Here is a 14712-nt window from a genome sequence, read left to right as displayed (position 1 = left end):
TATTCCAGTCAGGCTCGCCGGACACCCTACAGGAGTCCGCCAGCCCGCCAGCCGTGTAGCGCGACCCTCACCGGGCGGACTACGCTCTGCGTCACCCTCAAGCTACAGGAGCCAACCGAGCCGTGAAGATCCTCGTTCCGCTCAAGCGCGTCGCCGATCCGGATAACGCGAACAAGGTGAAGATCCCCGCCTCGGGGGACAAAATCGAGACGACCGGGCTCGAGTGGAAGCCGAACCCGTTCGACGAATACGCGCTGGAGGCGGCGCTGCGCCTGACCGAGGACGGCAAGGCGCCGAAGACGCGGGCGGGCGAGGTCGTCGTCGTCACCTTCGGGCCCAAGGACACCGAGCAGACGCTCCGCGCCGCGCTCGCGACCGGCGCCGACAAGGCGATCCGCGTCGACGTCACCGACGACAAGCTCGACGGCGACCTCGTGGCGCGCGCCCTGAAGTCGCTCGTCGAGCGCGAGAAGCCGGACGTCGTGCTCATGGGCAAGCAGGCGGTCGACGGCGACTCGAACCAGGTCGGGCAGATCCTCGCCGAGCTGCTCGACTGGCCGCTCGCCACCTTCGCCGCGACCCTCAAGGAAGAGAAGGGCGCCCTGCTCGTCGGGCGCGAGGTCGACGGCGGCGTCGCCACGCTGCGCGTGCGGCTGCCGGCCGTGGTCACGGTCGACCTCCGCATCGTCGCGCCGACCAGCGTCTACTCGACGAAGACGGCGCCCACGTTCAAGTACAACGACGGCGTGCGCTTCGCGGCGCTCCCCGCGATCATGGCCGCCAAGAAGAAGCCCCTCGCCGAGGTGAAGCTCGCGGACCTCGCGCCCGACCAGGCGCTGAAGGTCCAGTACCACGCGTTCCAGCCGCCCCCGGCGCGCAAGGCCGGCATCAAGGTGAAGGACGTCGGCGAGCTCGTAACGCGGCTCAAGAACGAGGCGAAGGTCCTCTGAAGGGACCACGAGGGCAGGTCGTCCCCCCGCGCGCGGCGCGGGGGACCGACCGACACCACATGACGAGGTGCAGGAGGGATCATGGCTGACGTTCTCGTGGTGGCCGAGGCCGCCGATGGAAAGCTGAAGAAGACCACCCACTCCGCGGTCACGTTCGCGCGGCAAGCCGCCGCGGCGCTCGGCGGGACGTACGCGATCCTCGTGATCGGCGACTCGCTCGGCGAGGCGGCCGCGGAGGCGGCGACGCTCGGCGCAGAGAAGGTGCTCGTCGCCGAGGCCGGCGCGCTCAAGGACTACGTCGCGGAGCGCTACGTGCCGACCGTCGCGGCCGCGGCCAAGGGGGCCAAGATCGTCGTGGGCACCGCGAGCGCCTACGGCAAGGACCTGCTCCCGCGCGTCGCGGCGCGGCTCTCGGCGGGGTTCGCGAGCGACATCTCGGAGCTGATTGTCGACGCGGGTCGGGGGTCCGCGTCCGCGGCCCCCTCCGAGGGGTCCTCGCTCAAGTACAAGCGGCCCATGTACGCCGGCAACGCGTACGGGATCTGCACCGTCGCGACCCCGGTCCACGTCGTGAGCGTCCGGCAGAGCGCGTTCGCCGCCGCCGAGCCCACCGGCGCGAAGTCGGCGATCGAGCAGGTCGCGGTCGTCCCGCCCAGCGCGGCCGCGGAGCGCGTGGAGTTCGTCTCGTTCGACCAGGTGAAGAGCGAGCGGCCCGAGCTCGCCGAGGCGAAGGTCGTCGTCTCGGGCGGCCGCGCCCTCAAGGAGCGCTTCAACGAGGTGCTCGATCCGCTCGCGGACGTCCTGGGCGCCGCCGTCGGCGCGAGCCGCGCCGCGTGCGACGCCGGCTACGCCGCCAGCGACCTCCAGGTCGGCCAGACCGGCAAGGTCGTCGCGCCGTCGCTCTACGTCGCCGTCGGCATCTCGGGCGCCATCCAGCACCTCGCCGGGATGAAGGGCTCGAAGGTGATCGTCGCCATCAACAAGGACGCCGACGCGCCCATCTTCCAGGTCGCCGACTACGGCCTGGTCACGGACCTCTTCACGGCCGTCCCCGAGCTCGTGAAGCAGATCCAGGCGGCGCGCGGCTGACCGCTCGCCCGGGCGGCGCGCAGCCGGCCGCTCGCAGAGCGGCGGCCGCGCAGCCGCCCGCTCGAGGCCGCGCAGCCGCCCGCTCGAGGCCGCGCAGCCGCCCGCCCGGGGCCGCACGCCGGCCCGCCATGGTGGGCCTCGCCGCCCGGACAGCACGCAGGCGGTGCCCCGGCCAGCTGCGCGGCGGTACCCCGATCGACAGCAGGAGCCCGTCCACGGGAGTCCGTCCAACGAAGACGAACGCTGGCGGAGGCGAGGTCGAAGCGAGGTGAAACCCGGGACGGGAGAATTTCCGTGTCGTACCGAGCTCGTAGCATCTTGTTCGCGTACGGCCGCCGTGGGATCCCTTGAAGCCATGCCCGAGCGTTCGGACCCCCCGATCATCGCGGCGCTCTCCCAGGCCCGGGCGCTGATCCACGAGGCGGCCGGGAGCGCCGAGCAACGGCGGCTCATCGGCCCGGCGCTCGCCGAGATCGACCGCGTCATCGCGAGCGTCGACCCGACCGCGAGCGCCTCTTTCGAGCTCACGCCGCTCACCGCGTCGGTGCCGCCAGTCGACACCGAGGTCGAGGCGCTGCGCCGCGAGGTGGAGCGGCTGCGCGCGAGCGGCCAGCACGACCGCGGGCTGCTCGACGCGCTCCTCAGCGAGAGCCCGCACGGCATCATCGTCTCCGACACCCAGGGGAAGCTGATCCTGCAGAACCGCGCGTCCGAGCGCATCTGGGCCGGCAGCGCCACCGCCGACAACGTCGAGGGCTGGGGGCGCTACCGCGCCTTCCACCCCGACGGCCGGCCGTTCGCGGCCGAGGACTGGTCGATGGCGCGGTGCCTCACCCTCAGGGAGACCGTCCCCGCCGAGGAGGTGCACTTCCAGCGCTTCGACGGCTCCCACGGGATGCTGCTCGGCAGCTGCGCCCCGCTGTTCTCGCCGGACGGCCAGATGCTCGGCGCGGTCTCGATCTTCGCCGACATCACCCAGTTCAAGCAGCTCGAGGCGGACCTGCGCGTCAGCAGGACCAAGTTCTCGACGACCCTGAAGAGCATCGGCGACGCGGTGATCTCGACCGACGGCTCGGGGCGGATCGACTTCATGAACGCCGTCGCCGAGAAGCTGACCGGCTGGTCGCTCGAGGAGGCGAAGGACCGCAGGCTCTCCGAGGTCTTCCGGGTCATCTCCGAGCAGACGCGCAACGACCTCGACGCCCCCGTGACCGAGGTGCTGCGCTACGGCGGCATCATCGGGCTCGACGACACCACGCTGCTCCTGCGCCGGGACGGCTCGGAGCTCGCGATCGACTCGAGCGGCGCGCCGATCCGGAGCGACGAGGGCGAGCTCGTCGGTCTCGTCCTCGTCTTCCGCGACGTGACCGAGAAGCGGCTCGCCGACAAGCGCCGCTACTTCATCGGCGAGGCGAGCCGGCAGCTCGCGCTCTCGGGCCTGGAGTACGACACCACGCTGGCCAACGTCGCGCGCCTCGCGGTGCCGCACATCGCCGACGCCGCCCTCGTGGACATCGTGGAGCCCGACGGCTCGCTGAGCCGCCTCGCCGCCGTGCACGCGAGCGCCTCGCGGCAGGGGCTCGGCAAGGAGCTCGCGGCCCGCTACCCGGCCGATCCCGAGGTGCCGCGCGCGGTGCACGCGGTGCTCCGGTGCGGCGAGTCGCTCCTGCTCCCGGAGGTCGACAGCATGGCGTGGCTGCGCGCCTCGCCGCCCCAGTCCGGGCCCAGCTCCGAGCCGAGGAGCGAGCCCAAGGGCGATAACGAGTGCTGGTCGGGCGCGCACGACCCGATGTACCTCACCGTGCTCCGGGAGCTCGGCGTGCGCTCGGCGATGATCGTGCCGCTGCGCGCGCGCGGCCGGACGCGCGGCGCGATCACGCTGCTGTCGACCGAGCCGAGCCGTCGCTACTTCCTCGACGACCTCGCGCTCGCCGAGGAGCTCTGCAACTTCGCCGCGCTCGCGCTCGACAACGCCCAGCTCTACCGCGAGTCGCAGCAGGTGAACCGCGCCAAGGACGAGTTCCTCGCGACGCTCTCGCACGAGCTCCGGACGCCGCTCACCGCGATCCTCGGCTGGGCGCGCATGCTCCGGCAGGGCTCGCTCAAGCCGGACACGCAGTCGCGCGCGCTCGAGGCGATCGAGCGCAACGGCACGCTCCAGGCGCAGCTCGTCGAGGATCTGCTCGACGCGTCCCGCATCATCACGGGCAAGCTGCGGCTCGACGTGATGCTGATCGACCTGCCGCCGATCATCAACGCGGCGATCGACGCGGTCCGCCACGGCGCGGACGCGAAGGGGATCGAGCTCGCCGTGCAGCTCGACGCGACCGCGGGCCCGATCTCGGGCGACCAGACGCGGCTGCAGCAGGTGGTGTGGAACCTCCTGTCGAACGCGATCAAGTTCACCCCGCGCGGCGGCAAGGTGTCCATCCAGCTGAGCAAGGCCGAGGGGCTCGCGCGGATCCAGGTGCGCGACAACGGGCAGGGCATCGTGCCCGAGTTCCTGCCGTACGTGTTCGACCGCTTCCGGCAGGCCGACAGCACGAGCACGCGGCCGCACAGCGGCCTCGGCCTGGGGCTCGCGATCGCCCGGCACCTGATCGAGCTGCACGGCGGCACCGTGAAGGCGGAGAGCGGCGGGGAGGGCAAGGGCGCGACCTTCACGGTCGACATCCCGCTCGCGCCCCGCGGCGCGATGGCGGCGCTCCGGAAGCCCGACGCGCTGCTCGGCGGCGCGCCGGCCGAGGCGGAGCCGACGCTGCAAGGGCTGCGCGTGCTCATGGTCGACGACGAGCCGGACGCGCGGGAGCTCGTCACGACGGTGCTGGAGCGCAAGGGCGCGAGCATCACCGCGGTCGCGACGGTGGCCGAGGCGCTGTCGGCGATCGAGCGCGAGAAGCCCGACGTGATCCTGAGCGACCTCGGGATGCCGGGCGAGGACGGCTACAGCCTCATCCGCCGGCTGCGCGCCCAGAGCCCCGAGCACGGCGGGCGCATCCCGGCGGCGGCGCTGACGGCGTACGCGAGCGCCCAGGACCGGACGCGGGCGCTCCTGGCGGGGTTCCAGTCGCACGTGCCCAAGCCGATCGAGGCGTCGGAGCTCGCGGCGGTGATCGCCAACCTGGCCGGGCGCACGGGGTAGCGGCGGGGCCCCGCGCCGCGCGAAGAACCCCTTCTCCTCGGGCCTACGGCCTCCGGAAAGACCCTTGCCGTGCACGCAACGGCCCTCCCCCGCGCCGCGCGAAGACCCCCCTCTCCTCGAGCCTACGGCCTTCCGAGAGACGCGACAGGCGCGAGCGCCCAGGGCTCGCGGCGGCAGCGAGGCGGGCGTTCACAGCAGCACGCGACCGCGTCCGACGCGGCCGGCGAGCCACCAAGGGCGGCGTCAGGCCGCCCTGCAACGATCCCACCTGCTGGAGTGCCGAAACTGAGTCGGGGCGAGAGGATTTGAACCTCCGACTCCTCGGTCCCGAACCGAGTGCGCTACCAGGCTGCGCTACGCCCCGTACGCTGCTGCGAGAGCAACGCCCGCCGAACTGCGGGCGCGCAACATCGCTAAGGTCGGGCCTCTTGTCAAGACGAAATGTTGAGGGGCACGTGCCCGCCACGTGAACACGCCGCGTGAACCGCCCCGTACCCACATGGACGCCGTCGCACCGCACCGGGCGGAACCCCGCGGAAACAGAGAGACTTCCGCCCCCACCCGGCGCCCCGGACGTTTCACGAAGCCAGGAATCGGCGGATCGCAAGAAAAAACCCGCGAGCAGACCTTGCTCAGGCCGTGTTAAAGTGTCACTGGAATCCCGATGTTGCCTAGAGGAAGCAGGGAGCGAGGCTCCTGTGGCGCCGGTGAGGGCCTCGCGCGCTGCTCCGGCAACGATGAGCAAGGGACCGCCGTCGCGGGCCCTTCCAGAACGGACCAGGGCGACCGGCTTCGGCGGTCGTGAGAGGAGGAACAGGTGGCAATTGAGCTCCCCGCTGTACGCATTCTGATCGTCGACGACGACCGGGCGATCTGTGACTACATGCAGACGCTGCTCGAGCGCGACGGATATCAGGTCAAGACGCTCGGCGATCCCACGACGGTCGAAGAGGAGGTCCGCGCGGGCGGCTACCACCTCATCATCCTCGACCTGATGATGCCGAAGCTCGACGGCATCGAGGTCCTCAAGCGCATTCGCAAGGTCGACAACGACATCGCCGTCGTCATCTTCACCGGCTTCCCCAACCTCGAGAGCGCCGTCGCGTCCATGAAGCTCGACGCGGTCGACTACATCAAAAAGCCGTTCAACGTGGACGAGTTCCGCGAGGTGCTCGCCCGCGTCATGCGCAAGAAGGGCCTCGCGCGGACGCCCGAGGAGCAGCTCCACCGCGTCATCGGCGACACGATCCGGAACCTCCGCAAGGACAAGGACCTCACGCTCAAGCAGATGGCGCGGCGCACCGGGCTCAGCGTCTCGCTGCTCTCGCAGATCGAACGCGCCGAGTCGTCGGCGTCGATCTCCTCGCTCTACAAGATCGCGGTCGCGCTCGAGTCGCGCATCCAGGACCTCTTCGGCCATTACTGAGGCTCGCCGACAGGCGACACCGGGGCGGCGGCGCGCGCCGCTCCCCCGCGGCGAGGGCGACATCGCGACCGCGCGATGGCGCCGCTCGCCGCGGCCGAGCGGGCCAGGGCGACGACGCGACGCCGACGATCGCCGCGGTCAGCGCGCGCCGGCGCGCGCGAGCGCCGCGTCGAGCCGCTCGATCTCGAGGCCCGCGATCGTCTCCACCGGCGCGCCGTTCACGTCGTGGACGATCACGTACGGCAGCTTGGGGACCTTCTTCAGGTAACGCTGGGCGAGCGGCGTGTCCCAGTCGACGATGTCGAGCTTGCGGTAGGCGATGTCCCGCCGGGTCTCGAGCACCTTCGCCATGTGGGCGTCCAGCTTGCGGCACGGCATGCACCAGTTGGCGGCGAAGTCGATCACCGTGACCTTGCCCCGGACGACGTGGACGCCGAGGTCGGGGATGTCGGCGCCGCCGTCCGCGATCGTCTGCGCGTCCGCGCCCTCGGGGAACGTGGCCCAGCCGAGGTACTGGCCCTTGCCGGCGCCGATCACCGCCTCGAAGCCCTCGTCCGCGGCGAGCCGCTTCACCGTGCCGTTGACGTCGAACGCGGGCGACGCGGTCACGGCGATCTCGGCGCGGCGCCGGTCGAAGGTGGCGCCGTAGACGCCCGGGCGCTCGCGGAGATCCTCGACGAGCTCGGCGCCGCACTCCTCGCAGTCGATCCGCTGCAGCGAGACGACGGTGGTGCGCGCGTCGTCCGGGGTGGGCTGGGCGCCGCCGCAGGCGGAGAGGCAGGCGGCGAGGGCGAGCACGGACGAGAGGGCGATCGCGCGTCGCATGGGGATCTCGCGCGTACCTTGGCCCCCTTCGCCCGACGGCGCAACGTCGTGTAGCCTGGGCCGCGATGAGCTCCCTGGTGATCCGCACCCTGCCGGCCGACCACGTGACGCCGGTCCGCGCCTACGCCGCGCTCCGCGCCCAGTCGCCGGGCCGGTCATCGTTCCTGTTCGAGTCCGCGCCCTCCGGCGAGCGCTGGGGCCGCTACGCGATCCTCGGGTACCGGGCGCGCTCCGAGAGCATCCTGCCGAGCGGGTTCGACCCGTTCGAGAGCCTGGCCGCAGACCTCGCCGCGCCGAGCGAGCCGGGGGAGCTGGCGGCCCGCGTCAGCCAGTCCATGGTCGGATTCCTCTGCTACGACGCGGTGCACCAGCTCATGGGCGTCGAGCCGTGGCCCACGGAGGTGTACCTCGGCCGGACGATGAGCGAGGCGACCGTGGTCGTGTTCGACAGCGCGGCGCAGACGATGACCATCGCCGGCGCGTCGCAGGGGGCCGTGAACCGCTGCGCCTGGGAGATGTCGCACGGGCCGGAGCAGCAGAGCCTGCCCACGCCCGATCCGGAGGCGCTGCCGGAGCACCTCGAGACGGAGCTGACGGACGAGGCCTACGCGGCGAAGGTGGCCGCCGTGCGCGAGCACATCGCGGCGGGCGCGGCGGAGGAGGTCGTGCTCGCCCGCAGGTTCCGGGCGCCGCTCCGGGGCGCAGACCCGTTCGACGTGTACCGCGCGCTGCGGCTGCTCGCGCCGTCGCAGCACCTCTACTTCCTCGACTTCGCGGAGTCCCCGTTCGCGCCGGGGCTCACGATCGCGGGCGCGTCGGGGGAGACGCTCGTCCGCGCCGAGCGCGACGAGGCCGGGCCGCGCGCGGGCGGCGCGTCGGCGATCGAGGCGGCGCGCGCCGCCCTGCTGGCCGCGAGCGCGATCGGCGCCCCCGCGGCGCGCGCGAGCGCCCTCGCCCGCAAGCTCGAGAACGGCCCGCGGAAGATCTACGGCGGCGCGATCGGGTACTTCGGGCAGGCAGGCGCGGACGTCGCGCACACGCTCGGCGCCGTCTGGCTCGAGCATGGGTACTTCGAGATGATGACCGGCGCGCGCATCGGGAACGGGAGCGACCCCGACGCGGAGGCCGAACGGACGCGCCGCGACGCGCGCGGCCCGCTCTCGGCGATCCGGGCGGCGCAGGAGGCGCGCAAGGCGCGCGACGCGGCAGAGGAGAAGAAGGCCGCGGCGGAGAGGGCCGCGGCGGAGAAGGCCGCGGCGGAGAAGGCCGCGGCGGGTGACGACGCGGCGCGAGGCGGGGAGAGCGGCGCTGCGTAGTCGCGCGGGTCGCAGACGCGCTGCTGCGTGGTGGCGGACGTGCTGCTGCCCGTCCCGAGATCTACAAGCGCACGAACGGGAATTGGAGCGCATGAAGCAGAACGGCGACCCGAGGAGCAGCGTGCTGCGGCGCGCGGCGGCGATCCTGGTTTCAATGACACTCGCGGCGGCTGGACCGATGGCGTGCTCGGACCCGGGCGACAGCCCTGCAGCGGCCGACAGCAGCGGCGGCGGCGCCGGGCCGGGCGTCGCCACGTCGGCGAGCAGCAGCGCCGGTGGGGACGCCGGGACGGGAGGAGCGGCGGCGGGCACAGGCAGCGGCACGGGCGGCGACGGCACCGGTGGTGACGGCACCGGCGGCGCGGGCACCGGCGGCGCGGGTGCCGGCGGCGAAGGCGGCGAAGGCGGCGGCGCGACGACGGGCTGCGTGGGAGAGGGCGGAATCACCTACACGCTCGCGAGGGCGACTGCGCCGACGGCGGAGCAGCAGGCCGCGTACGACAGGATCACGAGCGCCATGGATGAAGCGCTGTCGCACTACAACTGCTACACGACCATCGAGAAGCGCCTGTCGGTGTCCTACGAGCCGTCGGTCCAGACGGCCGACGGCAACGTCAACGGATCCATCCGGTTCGGCTCGCGCGACTCCATGAACTACATCACCGCCATGCACGAGATCTCTCATACGCTCGGAGTCGGCAGCAACGAGTTCGGAGCCCTGGTGAGAGACGGCGTCTTCACGGGCGCGACGGCGACGGGCCAGCTCAGGGCCATCACGGGGAACGAGAGCGACGTCGTGCACGCGGACCGCCAGCACTTCTGGCCGTATGGCCTCAACTACACGAACGAGGTCATGACGACGGCCGACCTCGTGAACCACTGCAAGATGGTGGTCGCCATCCGCGAAGACATCGGGTTCTGACGGCGCAAGCCCTCCTCATCGCCCCACAGGCAGCCAGAGCGCCGCGGGCCGGCGGCGGCGCGCCGGGGTCGAAGGTGGACGGGGGAACCAGGGTGAACCCCGGCGCGCTCGATCCGCGGATCACCCGCGCTTCGGCGGCCTGCTGCGGGGCGGGGGCGCCGAGGGCGCCAGGGTCTGCCGCGCCAGCTCGCGCACGTAGGCCAGGCGGTCGGCCGGCGAGCCAAGCGCGTTCAGCCCTGCATAGAGCCCCGAAAAGAACGCCGGGAAGAAGACCGCCGAGAGCGCGGCCACCACACGCCGCGCGGCCGCGCGCTCCTCGAGCCCGGGGACGGCCGCGCGGACGAGATCGCGCAGGCGCACCATCACCGGCGCGAAGAGCGTCGGGAATGCTCCGGTGTAGTCGTCGGCGTGGAACGCGTCGTGCAAGTGGGCCCTGCCCACGTTCGGGTAACGCAGGCTGCCCTCGAGGTAGTAGCCGAGCAGCCCGCTGAGCGCGTCCTCGGGATCATCGGGCATCCGGGCGAGGAACTCCTCGCTGTCCGCGAGCATGTGGCGGATCGTCCCCTCGAGCGCCGCCGCGAGGAGCGCCTCCTTGGATCGGAAATAATAGTTCACCGCGGCGATGTTCACCTCGGCCGCGGCCGCGATCCTGCGCACCGTCGCCTGCCCGACGCCGTGCTTCTCGATCTGATCGATCGCGGCGGCGACGAGCCGCTGCCGTGGGTCTTCCGCTTGGGCGGGGCGGTCTCGGTCGTTCATACAATTGTTTCAAACACACCTTGACGAGACCCGACCTGAGTGTCAACCATATAAACATATGTTTGAATCGAACGTTTCACCAGGCGTGCGAGGTGCACCGATGATCGATCGGCGGAGATTTCTCACCCACACGGTCGTCGCGGGCAGCACGGCCGCGCTCGCCTTCGCCGCGGGCCGGCGCCGGCTCGCAGCGCGGAGGACGCGTCTCCGGGGCAGTCGGAGCGCTTCTACGGCGCGCTCACGTGCCCGAAGCACATGATGGTGTTCGACGCGAGCACGGCGTCGCAGGTGCATTGCCAGGGCGGCAACCAGCTCCTCGCCCAGGCGCGGCTCTTCGACTGGCTCGACGAGCGGGTGGCGCGATGAGGCGGCGCGATCACGCCGCCGCGCGCTCCGTGGAGGCGCGGCGATGGGGTGGCTCCTCCCGCCGGAGCACGCGGCCCGCGCGGCTCATCGCCCTCGCGCCCCTCCTGTGGGTCCTCGCGGGAGGCGCGGCGTGGGGCCAGCTCCCCGACCTCGTGGATCTGAGCGCGCAGTACATGCCGGGCGCCGCGCTCGAGGACCCGCGGCCCACGCGGGCGCAGGTCACGTCGTACGAGGTGAGCGTCAACGCGCCGCTCCCCCTCGGAGACAAGACCTTCCTGATCCCCGGGGCGACGTACCACGTCGAGGCGGTCTCCTACGCCGGCGCCCTGCCCGGCTTCGACGAGCTCCGGGCATTTCACTCCGTCGATGTCCCCGTGCTGTTCGTCCAGCTCCTCCCCCGCGACTGGTCGCTCTCGCTGCGCGTCGCGCCGGGGCTCGCAGGCGACTTCGAGCGCGTCGACGGCGGGCTCGTCCGCGTCAGCGCGGTCGCGCTGGCGACCCACGTGCTGTCGGAGCAGCTCGTCGTCGGGGGCGGCGCGCTCGCGTCGTACAGCTTCGGCTCGTTCCTCCCGCTGCCAGCAGCCTACGTCGACTGGACGCCGACGCCGCACTTCCGGCTCGAGGCCTTCCTTCCGGGCTTCGCGGCGGCGAAGCTCACGTTCTCGGATCGCGTCGAGATCGGCCTGCGCGCGGACGTGGCAGGGAACGCCTACGCGGTGCGCGACGCGCGCGTGACGGGCGCGTGGCCTTGCGCGGCCCAGCCGGCCGACGACCCTGCGACCGAGCAGGACGAGCGGTCAGCGCTGCCCGAGCGGTGCGTCGACCACATCGCCTATTCGGTCGCGACCGCGGGGGTCACCCTCGGCGTGCGGACGTTCGGGTCGGTGTGGCTGACCGCCCACGCGGGGCACAGCCTGCTCCGTCGCTTCGAGCCGATGAACGTCGACGACGACGGCATTCCCGGAGGCGGGCAGAACATCCCCAATGTGTTCTTCTTCCGCGCGGGCGTGACGTGGCGCCTCCCGAGGAGCTAAGCGCGGGCCGCGGGTGTGCGTGTGGACCGGTCAGTCCGCGGGGGTCGCCCTGACCGCCTCGCCGGCCGAGGGCGCGGGGCGCGCAGGGCGCGGCTGCACCGGGCGCCGCGGCGCGGTCGCCGCTGCGCGGGGGCTGCCCGCAGGCGACGCGACGGGCGCTCGCCGCAGCGCCGTGGGGTGCGCCGCCGCGGGCGTGGCGCGGGGCGGCAGGGCCTCGCGCGCGGCGAACGAGGCGGCGAGCACGGACGCACCGGCGCCGGTCCTGGCCGCCAGCGCCGGCGTCGCGCGCGGGAGCCGCGAGGTGGTCGCGAGCGCCGCGGCGCCGAGCACGGCGACGGCGCCGGCGAGCAAGACCCACCGGCCGCGCGCGGGCGGGGCGCTGGGCTCGAGCGGCACCTCGGGCCTCTCCGCGCTGAGCTGCGTGTCCGGAGCCGCCCTGCGGACCTCGATCGGCGGCGCGGAGATCGAGGCCGCGGGCGCGCCGGCGACGGCGGCCCCGGGCGCGCCGGCGACGGCGGCGACGTCGGCCGCCGGCGCGCCCGCGGCCGCCGCCCTCGCCTTCGCGAGCGCCGCGAGCACCGCGCGAGCGGGCGCGATCGCCAGGGCGCGCGCCGAGGGGGGCGGGCGCAAGACGCCGGACGAAGGAGGCGGGGCGAGCTCCGCGATCCGGACGAACGACTCCACCATCTCCTCGACCGACCGGAAACGCCGCGCCAGGTCGCGCGCGAACGCCTTCTCGAAGAAGCCGTCCAGCGCGGCAGGCAGGCTCGGCACCCGCTGCGTGGCCGCGGGCGGCGGCGCGAGCAGGATCTTGGAGGCGACGACGCTGGCGATCTCGCCGGGGAACGGGAGCTGGCCGGTGACCGCGCGGAACAGGACCGCGGCGAGCGACCAGAGATCGGTCTGCGTATCCAGGGTCCGCCCAGATCGGATCTGCTCGGGGCTGAGGTAGTGGAGCGCGCTCGCGTTCGCCTCGGCCGCGATGTCGTCGGCGAGCCGCGGCGCGACCCCCTTCGCGAGGCCGAGGTCGAGCACCTTCACGATCTCCTCGCCGCCGTCGAGGGCGAGGAAGAGGCTCTCGGGGCGGAGGTTCTGGTGGAGGAGGTCCGCGGCGTGCGCGCGCCGGAGCACCTCGCCGGCCTGCGCGGCGACGCGCGCGGCCTCCTGGAGCGAGAGCCGGCTGCGACGGAGCAGGCGCGCCGCGAGATCCTCGCCGGCGAGCAGCTCCATCGCCAGGTAGACCACACCGCCGTCGGCGCCGTGATCGACCACGCGCGCGACGTGCGGCGACGTGACCCCGGCGGCAGCGCGGACGCCGCGCTCGATCCGGAGGAGCTCCGCCGCGGCGCCGGGCGGGTCGGAGAGGAAGAGCTTGAGGGCGACCCGCACGCCTCGCTGCGGGTCGTGCGCGACCCAGACCGAACCTCGGTCGCGCACGACCCGCGCGCCAGGACGCACGAGCTGCCTCTCAAGCAAGTACTTCCCCCCAACCACGGTGCCCGGTGAGATATCCATGTACCTGAGCCTCCTCCCCCACGGTAAAGTTGCACATAGGGTCAGGGGGTCGCAATTTCAGGCAGCAGATATCTGGCGCGCCGAGGCCGGGGCGGTGAATGCGCCGTGAGCGTTCTCACGGCGCGGTACGGCCCGGCGAGGACGCGCGGACCGGATGCGCCGACGCGCGGAGCGGCTACCGTCCGGAGGGCTGCGGCTCGGGCGAGAAGCGGAGCGGCGCGACGAAACGAAGGTCGCCGCCCTCGGGCGCCGGGAACGTGAGGGCACGCGCGCGCCGGAGCACGCAGCGGGTCATGCGTTCGTCCGGGAAGTGCGACTCGACCTCGAAGGCCTCGTCGACGGCGCCGGCGGCGGTCACATGGAAACGGATCGCGAGGCGGCCCCAGAGCGCGGGCGCGCCCGCGAGGGCCGCCTCGTAGCAGCCGCGCCACGCGGGGAGCGCGTCGGCCAGCGCGGCCGTGATCACCTCGGGCCGGAGCTCGCCCGGGCCGGGAGCGAGGACGGACGGCGGCGGCTCGACCGGCTCGTCGCCCGGGTAGACCTGCAGCGAGGCCACGACCGTCGAGCCGGCCTTGGCCCGGGGCAACGGGAGCGAGCGCGCGCGCTGCTCGAGGCACGCGACGACGTCCGGCGCGGAGAGCGTGGACGCGGTCGCGCGCGCGCCGGTCACCTTGCCGGCGCGGCTCACCGTGAGGCGCACGGTCGTCTTGCCGTGGAGCGACGGCTCCCTGTACGCGCGCAGGCGATAACACGAGTACACGTGGATCCAGAGGTGCCGCCGGGCGATGCGCTCGACGTCACGCGCCTTGAGCGGCCCCTTGACCTTGTCGATGTCCACGATGATCCGCGGCAGCGGGTGCCCCTCCGCCGGAGGGGGCGGCGCCGGCGGATCACCCCTGCCCCCGGCGTTCCAGCGGTCCCGCTCCGCGGTCTCGGCCTGGCCGCGAGGCGCCGGACGCTGGCCGAGCTTGTAGGGCGGGTCGATCTCGATCGAGGGCCCCCGCGGCGCGCCGCGCGGGACGGCCGACGCGGGCGAGGCGTCCGGGGAGGGCGAGGCGTCGGTCGACGCGTGCGGGTCGCCGGGTGCGTGCGGGTCGCCGGACGCACGCGGATCGCCGGATACGTGCAGGTCGCCGGACGCACGCGGATCGCCGGGCGCGGCGGCGGACGCCGGCACGCCCGCCCCGGCGGGCGCAGGACGCGCTCCCGCGAGCGCGGGCCCGGCCGCGGCGGGCGCAAGCGGGGCCGCGGCCGGCGCGGCGGAGGCGCGCGGATCGCGAGGCGATGGCGCCGGGGCGGCGCACGCGGAGAGCGCGACGGCCGCCGCGAGCAGGGTTCGAGCGTCGATCACGAGAGACCAGTCCACCG

11 protein-coding genes and 1 tRNA gene are annotated in these 14712 nt (G+C 73.3%); 7 read left to right on the top strand and 5 right to left on the bottom strand.

The window, feature by feature from the left end:
• Nucleotides 1-122: 122 nt before the first annotated feature.
• The 3 genes from WMF43_RS04255 to WMF43_RS04245 all read left to right on the top strand — a co-directional run bounded on the left by WMF43_RS04255 (nucleotide 123) and on the right by WMF43_RS04245 (nucleotide 5181).
• Nucleotides 123-950, top strand: coding sequence for an electron transfer flavoprotein subunit beta/FixA family protein (locus tag WMF43_RS04255; RefSeq protein ID WP_437677649.1), 828 nt, complete (start codon nucleotides 123-125; stop codon nucleotides 948-950).
• Nucleotides 951-1031: 81 nt separating this feature from the next.
• Entirely contained in the window at nucleotides 1032-2039 is a 1008-nt protein-coding gene (locus tag WMF43_RS04250; RefSeq protein ID WP_437677648.1) for an electron transfer flavoprotein subunit alpha/FixB family protein, read from the top strand.
• A gap of 355 nt (nucleotides 2040-2394) precedes the next feature.
• Nucleotides 2395-5181: an ATP-binding protein gene (locus tag WMF43_RS04245; RefSeq protein WP_437677647.1), complete on the top strand. Its 2787-nt coding sequence runs from the start codon at nucleotides 2395-2397 to the stop codon at nucleotides 5179-5181.
• A gap of 290 nt (nucleotides 5182-5471) precedes the next feature.
• Here WMF43_RS04245 and WMF43_RS04240 read toward each other — a convergent pair.
• Nucleotides 5472-5545, bottom strand: a tRNA-Pro gene (locus WMF43_RS04240).
• Between the two features lie 453 nt (nucleotides 5546-5998).
• On the opposite strand from WMF43_RS04240, the gene WMF43_RS04235 reads away from it, so the two are divergent.
• The gene (locus WMF43_RS04235) at nucleotides 5999-6607 is read left to right on the top strand and encodes a response regulator (RefSeq protein ID WP_020732843.1); all 609 of its coding nucleotides are present in this window, start codon (nucleotides 5999-6001) and stop codon (nucleotides 6605-6607) included.
• A 138-nt stretch (nucleotides 6608-6745) separates the two neighbouring features.
• Here WMF43_RS04235 and WMF43_RS04230 read toward each other — a convergent pair whose 3' ends face one another.
• A complete protein-coding gene (locus WMF43_RS04230) occupies nucleotides 6746-7432 on the bottom strand; it encodes a TlpA family protein disulfide reductase (RefSeq protein WP_437677646.1) in 687 nt (228 codons plus the stop codon).
• Nucleotides 7433-7497: 65 nt separating this feature from the next.
• Here WMF43_RS04230 and WMF43_RS04225 point away from each other — a divergent pair, with 65 nt between their 5' ends.
• Nucleotides 7498-8748, top strand: coding sequence for a chorismate-binding protein (locus WMF43_RS04225; RefSeq protein WP_437677645.1), 1251 nt, complete (start codon nucleotides 7498-7500; stop codon nucleotides 8746-8748).
• Between the two features lie 91 nt (nucleotides 8749-8839).
• Complete coding sequence (locus WMF43_RS04220) at nucleotides 8840-9670, top strand: hypothetical protein (protein WP_437677644.1); 831 nt, start codon at nucleotides 8840-8842, stop codon at nucleotides 9668-9670.
• A gap of 120 nt (nucleotides 9671-9790) precedes the next feature.
• Here WMF43_RS04220 and WMF43_RS04215 read toward each other — a convergent pair whose 3' ends face one another.
• A complete protein-coding gene (locus tag WMF43_RS04215; protein WP_437677643.1) occupies nucleotides 9791-10429 on the bottom strand; it encodes a TetR/AcrR family transcriptional regulator in 639 nt (212 codons plus the stop codon).
• Nucleotides 10430-10791: 362 nt separating this feature from the next.
• On the opposite strand from WMF43_RS04215, the gene WMF43_RS04210 reads away from it, so the two are divergent.
• The gene (locus tag WMF43_RS04210; protein ID WP_437677642.1) at nucleotides 10792-11829 is read left to right on the top strand and encodes a DUF6268 family outer membrane beta-barrel protein; all 1038 of its coding nucleotides are present in this window, start codon (nucleotides 10792-10794) and stop codon (nucleotides 11827-11829) included.
• A 30-nt stretch (nucleotides 11830-11859) separates the two neighbouring features.
• Here WMF43_RS04210 and WMF43_RS04205 read toward each other — a convergent pair whose 3' ends face one another.
• Nucleotides 11860-13344, bottom strand: a complete 1485-nt coding sequence (locus WMF43_RS04205; RefSeq protein WP_437677641.1) for a protein kinase domain-containing protein — start codon at nucleotides 13342-13344, stop codon at nucleotides 11860-11862.
• Nucleotides 13345-13519: 175 nt separating this feature from the next.
• Nucleotides 13520-14695 (bottom strand): AgmX/PglI C-terminal domain-containing protein, encoded by a 1176-nt coding sequence (locus WMF43_RS04200; RefSeq protein WP_437677640.1) that lies wholly within the window; start codon nucleotides 14693-14695, stop codon nucleotides 13520-13522.
• Between the last annotated feature and the right edge of the window lie 17 nt (nucleotides 14696-14712).

This window comes from Sorangium sp. So ce131 (assembly GCF_051519095.1).
In the GTDB taxonomy this organism is placed as follows: Bacteria; Myxococcota_A; Polyangia; order Polyangiales; family Polyangiaceae; genus Sorangium.
This window is presented reverse-complemented; position numbering and strand designations above follow the sequence as displayed.

Bases quoted from the DNA above. Each gene is read 5' to 3' on its own strand.
- WMF43_RS04215 (WP_437677643.1), bottom strand. From the start codon at position 10,429: ATGAACGACCGAGACCGCCCCGCCCAAGCGGAAGACCCACGGCAGCGG.
- WMF43_RS04210 (WP_437677642.1), top strand. From the start codon at position 10,792: ATGAGGCGGCGCGATCACGCCGCCGCGCGCTCCGTGGAGGCGCGGCGA.
- WMF43_RS04225 (WP_437677645.1), top strand. From the start codon at position 7,498: ATGAGCTCCCTGGTGATCCGCACCCTGCCGGCCGACCACGTGACGCCG.
- WMF43_RS04230 (WP_437677646.1), bottom strand. From the start codon at position 7,432: ATGCGACGCGCGATCGCCCTCTCGTCCGTGCTCGCCCTCGCCGCCTGC.
- WMF43_RS04245 (WP_437677647.1), top strand. From the start codon at position 2,395: ATGCCCGAGCGTTCGGACCCCCCGATCATCGCGGCGCTCTCCCAGGCC.
- WMF43_RS04250 (WP_437677648.1), top strand. From the start codon at position 1,032: ATGGCTGACGTTCTCGTGGTGGCCGAGGCCGCCGATGGAAAGCTGAAG.
- WMF43_RS04220 (WP_437677644.1), top strand. From the start codon at position 8,840: ATGAAGCAGAACGGCGACCCGAGGAGCAGCGTGCTGCGGCGCGCGGCG.
- WMF43_RS04205 (WP_437677641.1), bottom strand. From the start codon at position 13,344: ATGGATATCTCACCGGGCACCGTGGTTGGGGGGAAGTACTTGCTTGAG.